The following is an 18,264-nucleotide window of genomic DNA, read 5'->3' as shown; positions in this document are numbered from 1 at the left end:
GACGCCAATTACACTTCACAGGATGTCACGCAGCACCGAAACCCCAGAACGCTGCGCTTCATCGCAGATCAAGCGGGAAATACGCGCGCAAACGTGGCGAGTGATCTTGCCAGCACAGATCCACTTGAAGTCAAGGAATGTTACAACTCGCTGTAAAATCAGAGGATGACTAGCATTGACGATTCCGGCGCAGCCGTACTTCCTGAAACCGAGCGCGAGGTCCTGACCTGGGATGCATTCGGCGAAGCATCTCGCGAACTTGCTCAAACAGTTGTCGACAGCGGGTTCGAGACCGACGTTGTTGTCGCAATTGCCCGTGGTGGGCTGCTGTTGGCCGGATCGATCTCCTACGCGTTGGGCGCCAAAGCCTGCGGTGCATTGAACGTTGAGTTCTACACCGGCATCGGCACCGTTCTCCCGGAACCGGTAGTCCTTCCGCCGATGCTTGATGAGGGTGCACTTCGCGGCAAAAACGTGCTTTTGGTGGATGACGTTTCAGACTCCGGCCGCACCCTGGCCAAGGTTGTGGATCTGATTTCCGAGTGGGGTGCAAACGTCAAAACCGTTTGCCTCTACACCAAACCACGCACCATCATGGTCCCAGACTACGAATGGCGCCGCACCGACAAGTGGATTACCTTCCCATGGTCGGACTTGCCTCCGGTTGAGAAAACCGTAGCCGGCAACTAATTACGACACAAACTCAGCTGTCAAGCCGAGGAATGTGAACTGGACGTTCCATTCCTCGGTTTTCGCTTTTAAGCTTGAGTCATGACCGAACCCGTGCGCTTGTTTCCATTTACCCCCAAGGATCACGATTTTCTGGCCCGGCTCGCCGGCGATCCACGCGTCACCGCCTTCATCGGAGACGGCAGCCCATGGTCAGGTGCCTACCTGGCACAGCGTATGGAGCAGGCGTTGCAGGATCCCGGGGTCCAATGGTTCATTGCACGGCGCGGTGAAACCCCGGTCGGTTTCTTTACCGCAACACGGCGGCCCGAGGCGGTTGAAATCGGCTACTGGGTTGACCCGCTTCACTGGGGGCAGGGAATTGCCGGGGACATGATCCCGCTTGGCCTGTCGTTGCTTCAAGAACAGGGAAACACTACATTCGCCGCCCGGGCTTTCACCAACAATTCAGGTTCACTGAAATTGTTGGAGCGTAATGGATTCATCAGACAAGGTGTAGATGCCGAAGATATCGTGACCCTCAGCCTGAATACCAAAGCGTAGTTTCAGCTCTGTGTATCCTGTATCGAGTCCGACGATGGATTGTAACCGTCCCTGAATTCCTGTTCACGCTGCTGGTCTTGCGCCGGTTCGTCCAGGTGCGTTCCAGCACCCCGTTGAATCAAGATGACTGCGCCCCACGCGATGGCAATCGCAGCCACGACAGCAACAATTCCAATCACCAAAACCAGTAGACAGGACCCCATTTTGCGTGCCGCCGACATGCGTTCCCCTTTTCACGACGAGTAAACCCCAGCCCCAAGTCTAGCCGTTGACTTGGGTCCTTGCACGCCCGAGAGGTATCTGGTTTTACCCTGCGGTAGGGTCCATAATTTTTCCCACGACCCGAACTCCCCCGAGGGGCAAATCATGGAAATCAACTACCGCCTGTACTACCGTCTGGGATTACATCCTTGGGAACACTACGCGAAACTTCATCTGGATGCTTTTGATCACCAGCTACGTATTGAACTCGAAGATCACGCTACCGAAGAGCATTCTTCTCGACCCCGCGCCCTGGACTTGGGTTGCGGTAGCGGAATCCATACACGACGGATGGCTGCGGCAGGTTTCAGCGTCGTGGGTGTCGATGCACAGCAACGTGCGCTGCACAGGGCACAGGAACAAGCAGGAGAACACGAAACATACATCCTGGCCGATGTCACCGATCTCACCGTTTTAGAGCCAGGGTTCAGCTTTTTCCTCGACTCCGGGTGCCTGCAGGGACTCAACTCACAAGCCCGCACCCGCTACGGCGCACAGGTCAGCAAGCTTGCGGCACACGGTGCCACGTTTTTGGCTCTGCAGTTCGATAATTCACGCTTCGGTTCGGTGATTGGCGGGATTTCATCCAGTGAGCTGGAAGACGTTTTGTCCTCGTGGGCCCTGGTCGATAAGTACCCGGCAGATACCCGTGGGCTTGGCTGGCTCCAGAAGCGAACCAACCCGCAGTGGTACCGCTTCCTTTACCGGTAAGGAGTACAACAAACGCCTCGTTTCCTTGGGTGTGCAAGGAAACGAGGCGTTTGATACGGAGCCGGTTAACGCTGAACGGCGCCGAACTTCTCTGCGGCGACGGCCACCGCGGCGGCGCGAGCCGCCGAGGCTTCATCAGCGGTCAGCGTGCGGTCGGTCGCACGGAAGCGCAGGCCGAAGGCCAACGACTTCTTGCCTTCTTCGATGCCTTGACCTTCGTACACATCAAAGAGTGCAACGTCTTCCAACAGCTCGCCGGCGCCTTCACGCAAGGCAGAAAGCACCTGCCCGGCAACCACGTCACGGTCCACCACAAGGGCAACATCCTGGGTGGCCAGTGGCTGGGTTGAGAGGTGCTCTGCTACAACCACTTCCGGGGCGGCATCCATTGCGGCCGCGGCGTTCAGTTCAAACGCCACGGTCCGTGCCGGAAGATCCGCATCCTTCAGCAGTGCCGGGTGCAGCTCGCCGGCGTAACCGACAATCTCGCCGTTGATCTTCAGGGCGGCAGCGCGGCCCGGGTGGAACGCCTGATGGCTTCCTTGGGCGATCTCCAACTCGGTGCCCAAGATGTCGGCGACGGTTCGTGCCGCATCAAGCGCATCAGCCCAGTCCCACACCCGCGGGGCGAATCCGGCAGCGGCTGGTGCTTCGTGTCCGGTGAACACCCCGGCGATCTGCCATGGCTGGTTCGGAACCCCGGCGAAGAGCTCGGCAAGCACCTCGTCGCTCGGCTTGGCGCCCAGTGGAGGCAGCACGCTGGAGCCCAGCTGCTCCCCCGGTTGGAAGACCAGTCCGCCTTCGTAGAGCGCCAGATCGCGGAAGCCTCGGCCGTTGTTGCGGCGCGCGGTATCCAGCAGTCCCGGAAGCAACGAGGTACGCAGGAACCGGAATTCCTTGGAGATCGGGTTGGCCAGGGTAATAGCCTTCACCGAGGTCCCGGCCTGCGCGGCTCCGAAGGTGTTGTTCTGCGCCTCGGAGACAAACGGGTAGCTGAGCACCTCGGTCATTCCGAAGTCTGCCAGTCCCTGCAATACCCGGCGACGCTGTGCCTGGGAGCGGCTGAGGCCGCGACCCGGAGGCGCTACCGGCAGGGTTGCTGGGATCTGGTCGTAACCGATGACCCGGGCGACCTCTTCCACCAGATCTTCCTTGATGGCCAGGTCCGGACGCCAGCTCGGGGCGGTGACGGTGAAACCGGCAGCGTCCTGGGTGACCTCGGCGCCGATTCCCTGAAGTGCACCGATGATCTGCGCGTCGGAGTACTGCACACCGATCAGTGCCGAAGCGAAACCGGTCGGCAGCAGAATCTGCGCTGCCTGCGGGGCGGCGCCCGCGTCGGTCACCTTGCTGGTTTCCGTTCCACCGGCCAGCTCAACCAGCAGGTCTACCGCACGTTGCGCGGCAATCTGCATGATCTGCGGATCCACCCCGCGTTCGAAACGCTTGGACGCTTCGGAAGGCAGTTTGTGCCGGCGGCGCGACCGGGCGATGGAGACCGCATCAAAATGCGCCGCCTCGATCAGCACGCGTGAGGTCGCATCCGACACCTCGGTGCTGGCACCACCCATCACGCCGGCAATGCCAATGGCACCGGACTCGTCGGTGATCAGCAGGTCTTCAACCGACAGCTCACGTTCCTTCTCATCCAGGGTGGTGAGCTTCTCCCCAGCCGCCGCGCGACGCACGGTGATAGGGCCGGTGAGCTTGTCAGCATCGTAGAAGTGCAACGGTGCACCGAGCTCGAGCATCACGTAGTTGGAGATGTCCACCGGCAGGGAGATCGAGCGCATCCCTGCCAGTTGCAAACGCGATGCCATCCAGCGCGGGGTCGGCAGGCTCGGATTGATCCCGGTGACCTCGCGGGTCACAAACCGGGTGCACCCTGGCACACCGTAGATCGGTGCCTCATCGGTGAGCACCACCGGGTGACCGGCCTCGGTGCACTCGGTCACGACGACCTTGGTGGCCGGGTCGGTGAAATCCGTGCCGGTGGCCAGCGCGTACTCGCGGGCCACCCCGCGGATCGAGAAGCAGTACCCGCGGTCCGGGGTCACATTGATTTCCGCGGCCTGGTCATCCAGCCCGAAGAGCTCGAACACGTCGGTGCCAAGCTCCGGGTCGAGACCCAAACGGGAGAGCACGATAATGCCGTCGTGGTCTTCTCCGATGCCCAGTTCACGGCTGGAGGCAATCATGCCGGCCGAGGTGTGGCCGTAGGTCTTGCGCGGGGAAATTTTGAAGTCTCCCGGCAGCACGGCGCCCGGAAGGGTGACCACAACCTTGTCGCCCTCCACGAAGTTGTGCGCTCCGCACACGATTCCCTGCACACCGGAAGGGTCGATGCCCTTTCCGGTGAGGGTCTGTTCGGTGCCCTCGGGAACCACACGCACCTGGCACCAATTGATGGTTTTGCCGTTGGAGGCTTCCTCCTTGACCAGCGAGAGCACCTGGCCGACCACAATCGGGCCGGACAGCTCGTCGCTGGGGCGGTGGACGTCTTCTTCTTCCAGGCCGACCTTGACCAGGTCTTCCATGAGGTCTTCGGCCGTAGCTCCGGCCGGAAGCTGCGTGTATTCGCGCAGCCATGACAGTGGAATTCGCATAACTTAGATCTCCATCCCGAAGTGCTGGCTGAAACGGACGTCGCCTTCGATCATGTCGTGCATGTCTGGCACGTCGTTGCGGAACATGAGCGTACGCTCGATGCCCATACCGAAGGCGAAACCGGAATACTCTTCCGGATCGATGCCCGCGGCGCGCAGCACGTTAGGGTTGATCATGCCGCAGCCGCCCCACTCGATCCAGCGCGGGCCGCCCTTGGCGCCCGGGTGCCAGATATCCAGCTCGGCGCTCGGCTCGGTGAAGGGGAAGTACGCAGGGCGCAGACGGATCTGCGCCTCGGGGCCGAACATCTGGCGCGCAAAATGCTCCAGGGTGCCGCGCAGGTCGGCCATGGTCAGGCCCTTGTCGACAGCCAAACCTTCAAACTGGTGGAACACCGGGGTGTGGGTGGCATCGAGCTCATCGGTGCGGAAGGTACGTCCCGGGCACAGGACGTAGACCGGCACGTCACGCTCCAGCATGGAGCGCACCTGCACCGGTGAGGTGTGGGTACGCAACACCAGGTGGGCATCGGCAGGCTCGATGAAGAAGGTGTCCTGCATTTCGCGGGCCGGGTGATCCGGTTTGAAGTTCAGTGCGTCGAAGTTGAACCATTCGGATTCAACTTCGGGACCCTCGGCGATTTCCCAACCCATGCCGACAAAGATGTCCGAGACGCGGTCCTGCAGGACCGAGAGCGGGTGGCGCGCGCCTGCGCGGCGGCGGCGTGGTGCGGCGGTCACATCGACGGTTTCCTCAACGAGGATACGCGCGGCTTCGGCTTCTTCAAGCACCACGGTGCGCGCGGCCAGGGACTTGTTCAGGCGCCCGCGGGCCCCACCAACGAGCTTGCCGGCGATTGCCTTTTCCGACTTGTCCAGCTTGCCGATTTGACGGTTAGCCAGGGACAGCGGCGACTTCTCGCCGGTGTGCGCCAGTCGTGCTTCTTTCAGCTCGCTCAGGTCTCCCGCGGCTTCGATGGCCGCCAGGGCGGCATCTACTGCCTGGGTAATCGCTGCTTCGTCGGTGGGGTGCGGAATGTTCGCCTCCGCGTCCGGAGCCGTTTGTGTTGTCTGATCAGACATGGGATCGATCGATCCTTACTCTTATCTCGTGATTATTCGTTCAAGCACTTTGCTTCTATTCTATTGCCAAGGGCCCGTCTTCGTTTCAACGATGACGGGCCCTTGGCGTGGCACTGCTTACGCAGCGGTGATGCAATCCAGCTTAGTGCGCTTCCTTGACTGCTCGCGGGCTGAAAGCCAACACGAACACCAAGGTCAGGATCAACAGTGCGCCACCGAAGATTACCGAGTAGATCAGCGAGTAGTCGACCTTGCCGGTGGCCTGGTAGGTCTCTGCGCCCTGGACTAGGTCGAAGGTCACGGTGTGGTGATCTACCGTACCGCCACTGGTGGAAACCACGGCGCCGGGGAAGCTCACCGCGAAGTTCGCTTCGGTGAAGCTTGAGTCAACGGCGGTCTGCCCGGAACCAGGCATCGAGAACGAGAATTCCTGACCGTTGCTCGAAAGGGTGATCGGGAAACCGAATACGCTGAAGGCATCGGCCAGTTCCGTGAAGCTCATGGTTTTTGCGGTGGTGAAGGAAAGTCCAACGTTTTCAGCGTTGTCGATTTCGGTGGTGTTCCAGACACCAGCCAGCTGGGTATTCAGCTCATCCATGTTGACCTGAGAAGCAAGCACATCTTTGAACTCGAGTCCTTGAAGCGCCTCCTTCTCCATGGTGACCTCAACGGTTCCGGTTGCCTTGTCATCACCCTGGATGCTCACTTCAGCATTCATGTTGACGCAGCCGGACAGGGCCAGTACGGCGGCGAAAGCCAGCGCAATGACGCTAAAAAGTCTCTTCATGGCAGAAGCTCCTTGGAAGTTGGGAATCGTGACTCACATGCCACTTTTGACGCTATATACCAGTCTAAGGGTGTTGCGCCAGATGACCGATTCGGCTTAGCGCCAAACAGGCCTGAACAATGGGAGCGTCTGCCGGAATCCATTGAACCGCTTCGCCCAACGAATCGTCGAGGTCCAGCCAGGCAAGCTGATCATGTCCGTCGAGCGGTCGCGGTTCGCCATGGGTAATGACCGCGAACCAGACACGCATTGCGGCCTTGTCGTTCAGCCGCCAGCCCTGGGCCAGCGGTCCGGTGATTTCACTGCCCAAACGAAGTTGCACCCCGAGCTCTTCGCGCAGTTCACGGTGAACCGCTTCACTATCCGTTTCTCCGGGTTCGACCTTTCCACCGGGAAATTCCCACAGCCCGGCCAGGGCCGCCGGCCGGTTTCGGCGCGCGGCAAGCATCCGGGTGGGCTTCTTCAGGTCATCAACAATCGCTACCGCGACAATCTGCTTCAACACGGTTTCCATCAAAGGCTCAGGCTCATTTCGTGGCGATACGACGGGCTAACGTTGGGCGCGGGCGGAACCGTAAAGGCACACGGTGGCCGCGGTGCCGACATTCAGGGACTCGGCCACTCCATACAGCGGAACAGCGACCCGATAGTCTGCAGCGGCTTTTTCTTGCTCGTCCAGCCCCTGGCCCTCATTGCCGAACAACCACAGGGTGGGAGCTTCAAGCACGGGTTCGGTTTCGTTCCGGGTGGCAGCTTGGCTGTTCTGGGCACGTAGTGCCGCTTGGTCTTGCAAGGTATCCAGGTCATGCGCGGCATAACCGTCCGCGGCAAGCACCTGAAGACCGGTGGTCTTGGCGGCGGCAACCAGGTGGTCGAACTCAATGTTGCTGAGCACCGGCAGGTGGAACAAGGAGCCCACCGTTGAACGCACTGCCTTCGGGTTGTAGATGTCAACGCTTCCCTTGGTCAGCACTACCGCGTCGGCCCCGGCTGCATCCGCGGCCCGCAGGATCGTACCCGCATTTCCGGGGTCTTGCACCCGGCAGAGCACGGCAAGCAGTTTGGGTTTGGCGGCGAGTACTTCGCTCAGCTGCGGCTGGCTCATGGCCACCACAGCCAAGATCCCTTGCGGGCTTTGGGTATCTGCCATGGCCAGCAGCACTTCACCGGTGACCAGACGAGGTGTCAGTTTGCTGTCGGCCAACAGATTGTTGAACTCCGTGTGGCTTTCCAAAAAGCCGGGAACGACGTAAATCTCTTGGATGAGATTGTCATTGCCCAGGTGTGCCAAGAGTGCTTCACGCACGGCTTGGGGTCCTTCGGCGAGGAATTGGCCGGTGGCTTCACGCCCCTTGCGGTTTGCCAGCCGCGCGACGGCTTTGACCCGGTCGGCGCGTGGGTTGGACATGAGCTCGGGCGTATAGTTCATGATTCGAGAATACCGGTAGAAGCAGTAAAGGGTGGGATCCGCACCATGTGCGGATCCCACCCTTTGCTGTGATCTCTCCAATAAAGAGGAAGTATATTTACTTCATCTTCTGGCGGGCTTCGCCACCTGCAGGCTCAAAGCCTGCAGCCTTGGCGGCCTCGATGGAGTTGAACCAAACTTCAGCATCAGTCTGCTCGTACCAGGTCGAACCTGGGACGTGGTACTTGTTGGAGCCTGCGTTGCCCTTGATGATGAAGCCCTCAGGGACCTCAGCACCTTCAACAACCTTGAAGACACCATTTGCTTCCGTTGCCTCTGCGGCAGGGGCCTTCTCGGCCTTTGGAGCAGCGGCAGCAGCCTTAGCAGCAGCCTTTGGGGCTGCAGCGGCCACTACCTTAGGCGCTTTTGGGGCGTTGACGTCAGCCGGCAGGGCACCCTTTGCTACCTGAACCAGAGTGGCGAATGCGTTGGAGTCCGAGACAGCCAGCTCGGCAAGCATACGGCGGTCAACCTCGATCTCAGCAGCCTTCAGGCCCTGGATCAGACGGTTGTAGGTCAGGCCGTTGGCGCGGGATGCAGCGTTGATGCGCTGGATCCACAGGCGACGGAAGTCACCCTTGCGCTTACGACGGTCGTTGAAGCTGTAGACGAACGAGTGGAGCAGCTGCTCCTTGGCCTTACGGTACAGGCGCGAACGCTGACCGCGGTAGCCCTTTGCGCGTTCCAGTACGACGCGACGCTTCTTGTGGGCGTTTACTGCCCGCTTCACACGTGCCACGTGTGTTCTCCTTCAAGTAGGTTCCCCATGCCGCGGTGGCGGTATGGGAGAAGTCTGTGGGTGGTGGGGTAATGCTTCCCCGTAATGCGAAAGGGAGGCTTAGAGGCCCAGCATCCGCTTGATGGTCTTCACATCGGCCTTTGCGACCAGCTGATCAGAAGCCAGGCGACGGGTCAGTCGCGAGGACTTGTGCTCCAGGTAGTGGCGGCGGTTAGCCTGCTGGCGGACGAGCTTACCGCTACCGGTAACCTTGAAGCGCTTCTTGGCGCCACTGTGAGTCTTGAACTTCGGCATAGCTGCCGTTCTCCTTACGTGCTCCACACAACAACTGAATGCCATGTAGGGATCATCCGAAGCGGGCCCCTGCAAAAGGTGACCGCTGCTGTTCTCTTGTTAGTTGGATCTTCCAAGGAAGGTCCTTCACCGTCTGGCGGTGACGGGCTCGAAAGCCCAACAGACTTGGCTAGGCGTCGCCTTCAGCTGCCTGGCGAGCCTGCTCCAGCTTGGCGAGTGAATCCTCGTCCATCGCTGCTGCAACATTCTGGCCTTCGGTCTCAACCGGTGCATCAGTGCGGATCTTGCGCTTGGCCGACTCGCGACCGCCCGACTTCTGCTGCTGTTCGCGGCGAGCCTCTGCCTTGTTCTTGAGCGGACCAACAACCATAACCATGTTTCGGCCATCGATGCGTGGGCTGGATTCAATGATGCCAACCTCGGCAACATCCGCTGCAAACTTCTCCAGCAAGCGGATACCCATCTCTGGACGCTGCTGTTCACGACCACGGAACTGGATCATGGCCTTGACCTTGTCACCGGCGCCGAGGAAGCGCAGTGCGTGGCCAACCTTGGTCTGGTAGTCGTGGGTGTCAATCTTCAGGCGGAAGCGAACTTCCTTCAAAACCGTGTTGGTCTGGTTCTTGCGAGCTTCGCGAGCCTTGACTGCGGCTTCGTACTTGTACTTGCCGAAGTCCATCAGTTTGCACACTGGAGGCTTGGCGTTGGGTGCCACCTCGACCAAGTCCAGATCGGACTCGTGAGCCAGTCGAAGCGCGTCCTCAATGCGGACGATACCTACCTGCTCACCATTGGGGCCGACGAGACGTACCTCTGGCACGCGAATGCGCTCATTAATGCGTGGATCGCTGATGTGTCACTCCTGAAATCCTAAGTTCCATACCCGCAAACGAAGAAGGCCTCCGGCTGCGATTGCAGGCGAAGGCCACGGTGACGACACGACAGATTCACATTAATTGTGTTCCATCCTAGATATGTTCAAACATATCCTGCCGAAATACCCGGAAGCCTCAAGGCGGCGACAGCGGGTGGGAGTTGGCCTCCACTTGCTTGGCTCAATACTAGTACAGTCCGTCCGCCCGGCGCGAACCGGTGGACCTTGACTGCATTTATTGAGTCGGTCTGTGACAAGCTTAGCAGTATGAGTACCGAAGACACCAACTCGCACCAGCACACCGTCGACCAGCAGGTCCGCGACATCGCTGAGGTCGCTGCCGTAGAGATCATCACCACCGCCGCCGTACACCTGATGAGCGCAGCCGCCGTCAAATGCGGTCTGGCCGAAGGCGATGACGCAAATGAGCTCAAAGATTTGGATGAAGCTCGCAAGCTCATCACCGCACTGGCTGGCCTAGTCACCGCCGGTGCGCCTGAGATTGGCTCGCAGCACGCGGCGCCGCTACGTGATGGCCTGCGCAGCCTGCAGCTGGCCTTCCGTGAAGCTTCGCTGATTCCCGATGCCCCAGGCAAGGGCCCGGGCGAAAAGTTCACCGGACCGGTCAACTAGGTTTCCACCCATAAATTTTTTAGAGATTAAGATCATCCCCGGCTCGGCAATTTCTGCCGAACCGGGGATGATTTTTTGGTTTCAAGAACCCTGTTGTGTGAGCAATCTCTAGGAAGCGATCCGTGTGCGGGTGCGCTTGCGGCGTATCTGGCGACGGATCTGCTGAGCAATCAAGGCCATGATCACCACAACGATGGCCAAGGTCCCAATACCAACAAAGGCCAGCGGTGGCCCAAAGGTATCAACCAGCACACCGGTCAGGGGCGAGCCAAGGGCGGTGCCGCCGGTCATCGCTGATCCATACCAACCCATGGCTTCACCTCGTCGTTTTTCGGCCACCAGATCCGTGAGCCATTCAGAAGCCGCAGACAGGGTTGGCGCACACAGGAAACCTGGCAGTGCGGAGAAAACGGCCAGCGACAACGGATCCCACGCGAAGTACATGGGGATCGTCAGGACCGCCATCATCAGCAACAGCACCAGTGGTGAAATATTGCGTCGCATGGCCCCGTATATCAGGCCGCCGACAAGTGAGGCGCCGCACCAGAAGAGGAACACCAGGCCAAGCTGGCTGCTGTGGCCACCGGCTTCGAGTTCCGCAACAATAGACACTTCGGTGCCCGTGAGCAGCATGCCCGCCCCCGATGCGGCGATGAAGACTGCAAGGACGGAGGCGCTGACCCAGCTGAAACGATTTTTGAAGTTCTTGCCGCGTTTTTTGATTCGCGCGCGGGCTGACTTCATCCCGGCAAGGATCAGCTCGCCTTCAACCTCGGGGACTCCCACAGGCGCTGCAGCGATAAAACTTGCTTCGGCGCCCAGCCGTTCTTCATGCACGTTTGACCGGTTCGCGGCCGCCTTTGGATCGGCGCTACTTGTCGGTGGGTTCAGTAGCATCATGGCCAGTCCGGCGGCCGAAGCCGTCACGCCGATGACACTCAAACCGAGGGTGCTTGAAATCTGGGTTGCCACGATCCCGGCGGCTGCCGGTCCGACAATAAAAACCAGTTCCGTGGCGGTAGCGTCAAGGGCAAACGCGGTCCGGCGCTGCTCCCCGGTGGTCATCACACCAAGAGCCGTGCGCACCACGGAAAATACTGGGAGGGCGAAGAGCCCGCCGATGAACGCCAGTGGATAGATCCACACCAGCGGGACGTGAGGCACCGTGCACCAAACTGCGGTTTCCACAAAAACAGAAGGTAACAGTGCCCGGCGAAGGCCCCACATATCAACGCGTGCCCCACGCCACGGCGCGCCGATGGCGATACCGATGGTCATCAACGCCGTCACCAAGCCGGCCGAAACCCAACTCTGTTCGAGGTTGGTGACTAAATGAAGTAGGAGCAACATGCCCAACGCTGAATGCGGGAGTCGAGCAACCATGCCAATCACTAGCAGCGAAGCGATCTGAGGTTGACGCAGAATCTGCCAGTAGTTCTTCATGACGTGGGGATTTCCTCTTCGTTTACGCTCATTCCTAGCTGGATGAGCTGAGCAAGCTGATTTCTAGCGAGTCCACCGCCTCGGCAAACTCGGAGTTTCGGGACAATATCCCGTGGATGTTTGTGGCTATTTCCCGCGCATCGTTTTCACTGGTGCCAGTGGCAAAAACGAATTGGAGGTTGAGTTCCGGCCCAGATCCGCCGCCTGGCACGCCTTGGCCTTGTGCGTCTCTTGAACCCACACCTCGCCCGGGAGCAAGCTTTACCTGACGCAGTTGTTTGTACCCACCAGTCGCTTCCTGAACGAGGTCGGCAATTGCCTGGTTCAGATAACTCGGTGTCCAGCCAATCTGTTTCGCAAGGTTCCACACGCCGGGCCGTCGAAGGACAAAGGTGTAATCGCTACCTGGGTCCAATACCAGCAACTGGCATTCTTCGCTGACCGCAGATAGGGCGGCCCGAGGAGCGTATACCGCGACCGGGCGGGCCTCGCCATGCCACGCTTGAAGCCGTTCAACGGTGGTAAACACCGGCAAGGCCATGCGCCCGTCGGGTCCCTTGATTTTCACCAGCGCCATGTCGGCTTCCTTATCGGCCGCGAAACCGTGCTCGGTCATCGCTTCTTCCCCAAGCTGGGCCACCACGGCAACAAAAACTCGGGCATTGGCCATCGCTTGGTGAACCGATGCTTCGCTGCCGGTTCCTGCTCGCAAGTCGGCTAGCGCTTGCACTACCTGCGCGTCGGCGAGCCCATCATCCTTGTCGAACTTGTGCAGCGGGTTTTCTTCACCGGCCAGGTCGCGGCCTTCCCAGCTTTGACCCGCTGAGTCGGTTGCCGATCCTGCCTGCGCCAAGGCTGCGACGATGTGTCCAGGCAGGTGGCGTTTCGGTGCGGATTCGGGTTGCTCAGTGCTCATAGATCCATGCTATCGGTGAGAACACCTGCGCATGAACACGTTGCCCGGACTCACACATGAGCTTGCCCACCCAACGAGGTTTGCACTTCACGTTTTCCTGCGCAGACGTCCGAGGCTTGCAAGTACCTCGCGAGAAAACTCACTGCGGATGAAGAACCGCCGGTGAATGCGGAATCTGCGGTTATGACCGGAAACTTTCGCTCGCAAACTCACTGCTTCTCACAGGTTCAGGCGCCACGGTTCCACACCGCTCAACCACACAAAAACTGATTGCCGTTCATTTTCGCTTCACAAAAGAAAAACGTGGGCCGGCTGAAAAATTCCAGCCGACCCACGTAAGGAATGCTCAGAGCTTGATGACTCTAGCGACGTCCTGCGACATCAAGTGCTTCCGGCAGGGTGAACTGGCCGGAGTAGAGGGCCTTGCCCATGATGGCCCCTTCGATGCCTTCGGGAACCAATGCACGCAAAACACGAAGGTCCTCGAGGGATGAGATCCCGCCCGAGGCAACAACTGGCTTGTTGGTTTTGGATGCGATCTCCCGCAACAACTCGACGTTGGGGCCACGAAGAGTTCCGTCCTTGGTGACGTCGGTAACGACGTAGCGTGCGCAGCCGGCGTCTTCCAAACGAGCCAGGACCTCCCACAGGTCTCCCCCGTCCTTGGTCCAGCCATGTCCCGACAGGGTTGTTCCGCGCACATCCATGCCAACGGCGATCTTGTCCCCGTGACGTGCAATGGCCTTGCGAGTCCACTCCGGGTTTTCCAGCGCTGCGGTGCCCAGGTTAACCCGGGTCGCACCGAACTCCAGGGCCCGATCCAGTGATGCATCGTCACGGATGCCGCCGGAGAGCTCCACCTTGATGGAGAGTTCCTGGGCGATACGCTGGACGATCTCGATATTGCTTCCACGTCCGAAAGCCGCATCCAGATCCACTAGGTGCAGCCATTCTGCCCCGTCATTCTGCCAGGCAAGCGCGGCTTCCAGTGGGTCGCCATATCCGGTTTCGGAACCGGCTTCGCCCTGCACCAGGCGGACGGCCTGCCCACCGGCGATGTCTACTGCTGGAAGCAGTTCAAGAATTGATTGCTCACTCATGATGTCCTTCGTCGAAAAATAGAAACTAGAGGGTCAAGACCCAGGCTGCGATCACGCTAGCGGCGACCAGACCCCACACGGCGATGATCCAAGATATGTGGGCCTTCTGGTTTTTCAGCGAGATCGCTCCGCCTGCCAGAAACGCCCCTACGCCCAGAAGTATGATCGACCACATGCTAGAGGGTTTCCAGCCAGTTGCTCAGCAGTTTCTTGCCTGCTTCACCGGACTTCTCTGGGTGGAATTGAACCGCCGACAAGGCGCCGTTCTCCACGGCAGCAATAAACGGGGTGCCATGCGTGGACCAGGTTACCTGTGGTGGGGTCATCGCTGGCTGCGTCACGTCGAACTCCCATTTTTGCACCCCGTATGAGTGCACAAAATAGAATCGCTCGTCTTCGATTCCGGCGAACAGCTTGGTGTTCTCCGGCGGACGGACGGTGTTCCACCCCATGTGCGGAATGACATCTGCCTGCAGGCGCTCGACAGTGCCGGGCCATTCGCCGATACCGGCCGTCTTGACGCCGTGTTCCACACCTTCTTCGAAAAACACCTGGTGCCCGACGCAAATACCGAGGACCGGCTGCCCACCGGCGATCCGTCGGCCGATCCAGCGCAATGCGCCAAGCTTAGTCAGCTGTTCCATCACGGATGCGTAGGCCCCGACACCGGGGACCACAAGGCCGTCGGCATTTTGCACCTTGTCCGGATCGGCGGTGAGCTCAACATCTGCCCCGGCGGCTTCCAGCGCGCGTACTGCGGAGCGTACGTTACCCGAACCGTAGTCCAGGACAACCACTGTCTTTTTCGCCACTTAAAGGGCACCCTTCGTGGATGGAATCTTATCGCCCATACGTTCGTCGTGCTCGACGGCTTCTCGCAGTGCGCGGGCGAAGGACTTGAACTGCGCTTCAACAATGTGATGCGGGTCGCGACCGGAGAGCACCTCGATGTGTGCACAGATCTGCGCGTGGAACGTAATCGCTTCGAAAACGTGGCGTGTCATCGACCCGGTGAAGTGACCGCCAATCAAGTGGTACTCCTGCCCCGCAGGCTCTCCCCCATGGACCAGGTACGGGCGGCCAGAAACATCCACTACCGAACGAGCCAAGGCCTCGTCCAGCGGAGCGTATGAGGTGCCAAATCGGCGGATTCCAGCCTTGTCGCCCAAAGCCACCCGGAGAACTTCACCGATGGTAATCGCGGTATCTTCAACGGTGTGATGCACATCGATGTGGGTGTCCCCAGTTGCGCGCACGGTGAGGTCGATCAACGAATGCTTGGACAATGCAGTGAGCATATGGTCGTAGAACGGCACGGTGGTGCTGATCTGTGAGACACCCGACCCGTCAAGGTCTAGCTCAACGAATATCGAGGACTCGCTGGTGACGCGTTCCATGCGGGCGCGTCGTGCACCAATCAATTCGGCAGACATGTCTTCCTTCGTTTGTCTTTTCTACTTCTGTGCGCTGAGCAGTTCGGTCAGCCGGTTCAAGAAAGCGGTAGTTTCGGCTTCGGTACCGGCGGTCACCCGCAAGGTTCCGGCAATTCCGTTATCGCGGACGATAATTCCGGCCTCGAGCAGGCCTTGCCAAATGGCATGCGGATCATCCAATCCGCCGAAGAACACAAAGTTTGAGTCCGAGACCGACGGCTTGAGTCCAAGCGCAAGGAGGGTTTGGACGATGCGGTCACGCTGAGCTTTGATTTCCTCAACTTGGGCCAGCAACAGTTCTACGTTCTTTAACGCCGCGATAGCGGTAGCCTGGGTCACGGCCGACAGGTGGTATGGCAACCGGACCAGTCGAATCGCGTCAGTTACTTCGGGAGCGGCCGCCAAATAGCCCACCCGGGCGCCAGCCAGGCCGAACGCCTTGGACATCGTCCGGCTGACGATCAGCCGTTGGCGACCTTCGAGCAGGGTTAAGGCTGATTTAGTGCTGGCCAACGAAAATTCAGCGTAGGCTTCATCCACAATCACCATGGCGTTGGTTTCCGAGGCCGCTTCGTACACCGCCTCGATGACGTCCAGACCCAGGGCGGTGCCCGTGGGGTTATTTGGGGAGCAGAGGAAAACGATGTTCGGCGTGTGCTCACGCACCTGAGCCGCGGCAGATTCAGCCGAAAGGGTGAAATCATCGGCTCGATGGCCGGCAATGTATTCGGTGTCGGTACCACTGGCCAATAGCGGATACATCGAGTAGGTCGGCCCAAAACTCAACAGGCTACGACCGGGGCCACCAAAAGCTTGCAAGATCTGCTGCAAGATTTCATTAGAACCATTGGCGGCCCAAATGTTTTCACGATCTAGATTGTGGCCAAGGTATGCGGCCAGCAGTTCTCGCAATTCCACGAATTCACGATCGGGGTAGCGATTCAGCGACGCGGCTGCCTTGGAGACTTCTTGAGCGATGGCATCAATAACGGTCTGTGGCAGCGGATGAGTGTTCTCATTGACGTTCAGCTGAATTGGTACGTCAATTTGTGGCGCACCATAAGGGGACAGCCCGCGGAGGTTCTCACGCAAGGGCAGCTGACTCAAAAGTTCACTGCGGTCATTCACGTCATTAAGTCTAATGGCGCACTGCGCTGTTCAAGAATTGGCGACAAGCGCAGGTAACAATACCCAGCGCCGCATCCTTGACGAATAGCGGCTAGTTGGCCAGGACCGGAATCTCTAACGTATCCCCCACGCGGATCTCGCTGGAGTCCAGTGCGTTGATCTCGGCAATGTGTTCGATAGCCACATCAACGTCGTATCCGGTCGCGTATTCACGAGCCAGGGCCCACAGCGAGTCGCCTTGAATGACCGTGACCGCCACCGTTTCAACACCGGTCGGAAGGTTCGACGACGCCTGCGCGTCGGAGGTGAACATCGTGACCAAAAACGCAGCGGCAATGGTCAGGATAAAAACCGGTACCCCGACAAGGACAGCCCAGCCCCTTCGGTTGATACGGATCTTCATTGGTTGTTTGGTGCGTTTTGAGTCAAGTGCGACGGTTGCCATGACTATTCTCCTCAGCGGTGACATGATGCGAACCTGTCTTCGAATGTTGGATTCGAAGATGTGTTCGATTCTCGTATATCTTTTCTAACAGATGCTTGCCAAAAATGTCTAGACACTTTCGAACAAATCTTTGAAAGACTCCCTCATATCGACTAAGATTTCGAAGTAGAAGAGGAACGAGTACATAACATCACCTGGGTCCGACAGTTAGGCATCCGCCCAACTCAAGCCCGGTGAATAGGGAAGGCTAAAGATCATGTCAGCTTCAGAGCGCACTCCCCGATCGAACGCACGTTCGCTGACGATCCGCCAGAAGAAAATTCTCGAGACCATTCAGCGCTCCATCGGCAAAAACGGATATCCACCGTCGATGCGGGAAATCGGTGACACCGTTGGGTTGAAGAGTTTGTCGAGCGTAACTCACCAGTTGAGCCAGCTGGAGAAGCTCGGTTACCTTCGCCGCGATCCCCGCCGTCCGCGGGCGATGGAAATTTTGCTGCCATTGCAGCTTGCCGAAGATGCAGCCGCGGCCGAAGCACCCAAGCCTGCCGCGGACGCAGGCAAGGACGAAGCTAAGATCATCGAGCTGAGCACCTCGGCGGACACCACCATGGTGCCTCTGGTTGGCCGTATCGCTGCCGGCGGACCGATCCTCGCCGATCAGACGGTCGAAGATGTTTTCGCGCTTCCACGCCAGCTTGTGGGACACGGTGAATTGTTCATGCTTCGGGTGTCCGGCGACTCGATGGTGGATGCGGCGATCTGCGATGGAGACTGGGTGGTTGTCCGTCGTCAGCAAACCGCTAACAATGGTGATATCGTCGCGGCCCTGCTCGACGAAGAAGCCACCGTCAAAACCTTCCGCCAGCGCGACGGGCATACTTGGCTGTTGCCGCAGAATTCACGTTACGAACCAATTCTCGGCGACGCTGCAACCGTGATGGGACGTGTTGTCTCGGTTATGCGTTCTCTTTAGTAGCTCGCGCACAAAGAGCGGTGGGGGGGGGGGGGGGGGGGGGGGGCAAAAAAAAACAAATATGTTAAAAATTATTGTTTTGTGGTTTGGAATAAGGGGACACCGGTGTGTGCTGGTATAGCTTCTAACAACGG

Annotated in this window: 21 protein-coding genes; 5 read left to right on the top strand and 16 right to left on the bottom strand. The window is 59.2% G+C overall.

Going from position 1 to position 18,264, the window contains the following annotated elements; translation table 11 throughout:
- Positions 1 to 165: 165 nt before the first annotated feature.
- From ACIOWL_RS07525 to ACIOWL_RS07515, 3 genes are all read left to right on the top strand, one after another.
- Entirely contained in the window at positions 166 to 690 is a 525-nt protein-coding gene (locus ACIOWL_RS07525) for a phosphoribosyltransferase (protein WP_400383212.1), read from the top strand.
- Between the two features lie 81 nt (positions 691 to 771).
- Positions 772 to 1,233, top strand: coding sequence for a GNAT family N-acetyltransferase (locus ACIOWL_RS07520; protein ID WP_400383210.1), 462 nt, complete (start codon positions 772 to 774; stop codon positions 1,231 to 1,233).
- 366 nt (positions 1,234 to 1,599) lie between these two features.
- Positions 1,600 to 2,205 (top strand): class I SAM-dependent methyltransferase, encoded by a 606-nt coding sequence (locus ACIOWL_RS07515; RefSeq protein WP_400383208.1) that lies wholly within the window; start codon positions 1,600 to 1,602, stop codon positions 2,203 to 2,205.
- Positions 2,206 to 2,270: 65 nt separating this feature from the next.
- Here the strand turns inward: ACIOWL_RS07515 and pheT are convergent, their stop codons facing one another.
- The 8 genes from pheT to infC form a co-directional block, all read right to left on the bottom strand.
- On the bottom strand, positions 2,271 to 4,811 hold the full coding sequence (gene pheT, locus ACIOWL_RS07510; protein ID WP_400383207.1) for a phenylalanine--tRNA ligase subunit beta: 2,541 nt from the start codon (positions 4,809 to 4,811) through the stop codon (positions 2,271 to 2,273).
- Positions 4,812 to 4,814: 3 nt separating this feature from the next.
- Positions 4,815 to 5,894, bottom strand: a complete 1,080-nt coding sequence (pheS, locus tag ACIOWL_RS07505) for a phenylalanine--tRNA ligase subunit alpha (protein ID WP_400383205.1) — start codon at positions 5,892 to 5,894, stop codon at positions 4,815 to 4,817.
- Between the two features lie 142 nt (positions 5,895 to 6,036).
- On the bottom strand, positions 6,037 to 6,681 hold the full coding sequence (locus ACIOWL_RS07500; protein WP_400383203.1) for an LppM family (lipo)protein: 645 nt from the start codon (positions 6,679 to 6,681) through the stop codon (positions 6,037 to 6,039).
- A gap of 64 nt (positions 6,682 to 6,745) precedes the next feature.
- Positions 6,746 to 7,195, bottom strand: a complete 450-nt coding sequence (locus tag ACIOWL_RS07495) for a (deoxy)nucleoside triphosphate pyrophosphohydrolase (protein ID WP_400383201.1) — start codon at positions 7,193 to 7,195, stop codon at positions 6,746 to 6,748.
- 36 nt (positions 7,196 to 7,231) lie between these two features.
- Positions 7,232 to 8,110, bottom strand: coding sequence for a TrmH family RNA methyltransferase (locus ACIOWL_RS07490; protein WP_400383199.1), 879 nt, complete (start codon positions 8,108 to 8,110; stop codon positions 7,232 to 7,234).
- Between the two features lie 97 nt (positions 8,111 to 8,207).
- On the bottom strand, positions 8,208 to 8,888 hold the full coding sequence (rplT, locus tag ACIOWL_RS07485; protein ID WP_400383197.1) for a 50S ribosomal protein L20: 681 nt from the start codon (positions 8,886 to 8,888) through the stop codon (positions 8,208 to 8,210).
- A gap of 99 nt (positions 8,889 to 8,987) precedes the next feature.
- A complete protein-coding gene (gene rpmI, locus ACIOWL_RS07480; RefSeq protein WP_047121169.1) occupies positions 8,988 to 9,182 on the bottom strand; it encodes a 50S ribosomal protein L35 in 195 nt (64 codons plus the stop codon).
- A gap of 169 nt (positions 9,183 to 9,351) precedes the next feature.
- On the bottom strand, positions 9,352 to 10,002 hold the full coding sequence (gene infC, locus ACIOWL_RS07475; protein WP_400383195.1) for a translation initiation factor IF-3: 651 nt from the start codon (positions 10,000 to 10,002) through the stop codon (positions 9,352 to 9,354).
- A 321-nt stretch (positions 10,003 to 10,323) separates the two neighbouring features.
- On the opposite strand from infC, the gene ACIOWL_RS07470 reads away from it, so the two are divergent.
- Entirely contained in the window at positions 10,324 to 10,689 is a 366-nt protein-coding gene (locus tag ACIOWL_RS07470) for a DUF1844 domain-containing protein (RefSeq protein ID WP_400383193.1), read from the top strand.
- Between the two features lie 108 nt (positions 10,690 to 10,797).
- Here the strand turns inward: ACIOWL_RS07470 and ACIOWL_RS07465 are convergent, their stop codons facing one another.
- The 8 genes from ACIOWL_RS07465 to ACIOWL_RS07430 form a co-directional block, all read right to left on the bottom strand.
- Positions 10,798 to 12,132: an MFS transporter gene (locus tag ACIOWL_RS07465; protein WP_400383192.1), complete on the bottom strand. Its 1,335-nt coding sequence runs from the start codon at positions 12,130 to 12,132 to the stop codon at positions 10,798 to 10,800.
- A gap of 34 nt (positions 12,133 to 12,166) precedes the next feature.
- On the bottom strand, positions 12,167 to 13,048 hold the full coding sequence (locus ACIOWL_RS07460) for an SseB family protein (protein WP_400383190.1): 882 nt from the start codon (positions 13,046 to 13,048) through the stop codon (positions 12,167 to 12,169).
- A gap of 362 nt (positions 13,049 to 13,410) precedes the next feature.
- On the bottom strand, positions 13,411 to 14,148 hold the full coding sequence (gene priA, locus ACIOWL_RS07455; RefSeq protein WP_400383188.1) for a bifunctional 1-(5-phosphoribosyl)-5-((5-phosphoribosylamino)methylideneamino)imidazole-4-carboxamide isomerase/phosphoribosylanthranilate isomerase PriA: 738 nt from the start codon (positions 14,146 to 14,148) through the stop codon (positions 13,411 to 13,413).
- 25 nt (positions 14,149 to 14,173) lie between these two features.
- The gene (locus ACIOWL_RS07450) at positions 14,174 to 14,323 is read right to left on the bottom strand and encodes a hypothetical protein (RefSeq protein ID WP_400383187.1); all 150 of its coding nucleotides are present in this window, start codon (positions 14,321 to 14,323) and stop codon (positions 14,174 to 14,176) included.
- 1 nt (position 14,324) lies between these two features.
- Positions 14,325 to 14,960 carry an imidazole glycerol phosphate synthase subunit HisH gene (hisH, locus tag ACIOWL_RS07445; protein ID WP_400383185.1) on the bottom strand — a complete coding sequence of 212 codons (636 nt, stop codon included), beginning with the start codon at positions 14,958 to 14,960 and terminating at the stop codon, positions 14,325 to 14,327.
- On the bottom strand, positions 14,961 to 15,581 hold the full coding sequence (gene hisB / locus ACIOWL_RS07440; RefSeq protein ID WP_400383183.1) for an imidazoleglycerol-phosphate dehydratase HisB: 621 nt from the start codon (positions 15,579 to 15,581) through the stop codon (positions 14,961 to 14,963).
- Between the two features lie 21 nt (positions 15,582 to 15,602).
- Entirely contained in the window at positions 15,603 to 16,709 is a 1,107-nt protein-coding gene (locus ACIOWL_RS07435) for a histidinol-phosphate transaminase (RefSeq protein WP_400383181.1), read from the bottom strand.
- A gap of 91 nt (positions 16,710 to 16,800) precedes the next feature.
- Positions 16,801 to 17,154 (bottom strand): LysM peptidoglycan-binding domain-containing protein, encoded by a 354-nt coding sequence (locus ACIOWL_RS07430; protein WP_400383179.1) that lies wholly within the window; start codon positions 17,152 to 17,154, stop codon positions 16,801 to 16,803.
- Positions 17,155 to 17,410: 256 nt separating this feature from the next.
- Between ACIOWL_RS07430 and lexA the strand changes: the two genes are divergently transcribed.
- Entirely contained in the window at positions 17,411 to 18,130 is a 720-nt protein-coding gene (lexA, locus tag ACIOWL_RS07425) for a transcriptional repressor LexA (RefSeq protein ID WP_400383177.1), read from the top strand.
- Positions 18,131 to 18,264: the final 134 nt, after the last annotated feature.

Source organism: Glutamicibacter sp. NPDC087344, assembly GCF_044744225.1.
Lineage (GTDB): Bacteria > Actinomycetota > Actinomycetes > Actinomycetales > Micrococcaceae > Glutamicibacter.
Note: the sequence above shows the minus strand (reverse complement) of the source record. Positions and strands in the feature narration are given on the sequence as shown.

Excerpts from the sequence above, each read along its gene's own strand:
- lexA (WP_400383177.1), top strand. The coding sequence starts at position 17,411 with ATGTCAGCTTCAGAGCGCACTCCCCGATCGAACGCACGTTCGCTGACG.
- priA (WP_400383188.1), bottom strand. The coding sequence starts at position 14,148 with ATGAGTGAGCAATCAATTCTTGAACTGCTTCCAGCAGTAGACATCGCC.
- pheS (WP_400383205.1), bottom strand. The coding sequence starts at position 5,894 with ATGTCTGATCAGACAACACAAACGGCTCCGGACGCGGAGGCGAACATT.
- ACIOWL_RS07515 (WP_400383208.1), top strand. The coding sequence starts at position 1,600 with ATGGAAATCAACTACCGCCTGTACTACCGTCTGGGATTACATCCTTGG.
- ACIOWL_RS07470 (WP_400383193.1), top strand. The coding sequence starts at position 10,324 with ATGAGTACCGAAGACACCAACTCGCACCAGCACACCGTCGACCAGCAG.
- hisB (WP_400383183.1), bottom strand. The coding sequence starts at position 15,581 with ATGTCTGCCGAATTGATTGGTGCACGACGCGCCCGCATGGAACGCGTC.
- ACIOWL_RS07430 (WP_400383179.1), bottom strand. The coding sequence starts at position 17,154 with ATGGCAACCGTCGCACTTGACTCAAAACGCACCAAACAACCAATGAAG.
- rpmI (WP_047121169.1), bottom strand. The coding sequence starts at position 9,182 with ATGCCGAAGTTCAAGACTCACAGTGGCGCCAAGAAGCGCTTCAAGGTT.
- ACIOWL_RS07520 (WP_400383210.1), top strand. The coding sequence starts at position 772 with ATGACCGAACCCGTGCGCTTGTTTCCATTTACCCCCAAGGATCACGAT.
- ACIOWL_RS07450 (WP_400383187.1), bottom strand. The coding sequence starts at position 14,323 with ATGTGGTCGATCATACTTCTGGGCGTAGGGGCGTTTCTGGCAGGCGGA.
- ACIOWL_RS07500 (WP_400383203.1), bottom strand. The coding sequence starts at position 6,681 with ATGAAGAGACTTTTTAGCGTCATTGCGCTGGCTTTCGCCGCCGTACTG.
- ACIOWL_RS07525 (WP_400383212.1), top strand. The coding sequence starts at position 166 with ATGACTAGCATTGACGATTCCGGCGCAGCCGTACTTCCTGAAACCGAG.
- pheT (WP_400383207.1), bottom strand. The coding sequence starts at position 4,811 with ATGCGAATTCCACTGTCATGGCTGCGCGAATACACGCAGCTTCCGGCC.
- ACIOWL_RS07495 (WP_400383201.1), bottom strand. The coding sequence starts at position 7,195 with ATGGAAACCGTGTTGAAGCAGATTGTCGCGGTAGCGATTGTTGATGAC.
- ACIOWL_RS07465 (WP_400383192.1), bottom strand. The coding sequence starts at position 12,132 with ATGAAGAACTACTGGCAGATTCTGCGTCAACCTCAGATCGCTTCGCTG.
- ACIOWL_RS07460 (WP_400383190.1), bottom strand. The coding sequence starts at position 13,048 with ATGAGCACTGAGCAACCCGAATCCGCACCGAAACGCCACCTGCCTGGA.
- ACIOWL_RS07490 (WP_400383199.1), bottom strand. The coding sequence starts at position 8,110 with ATGAACTATACGCCCGAGCTCATGTCCAACCCACGCGCCGACCGGGTC.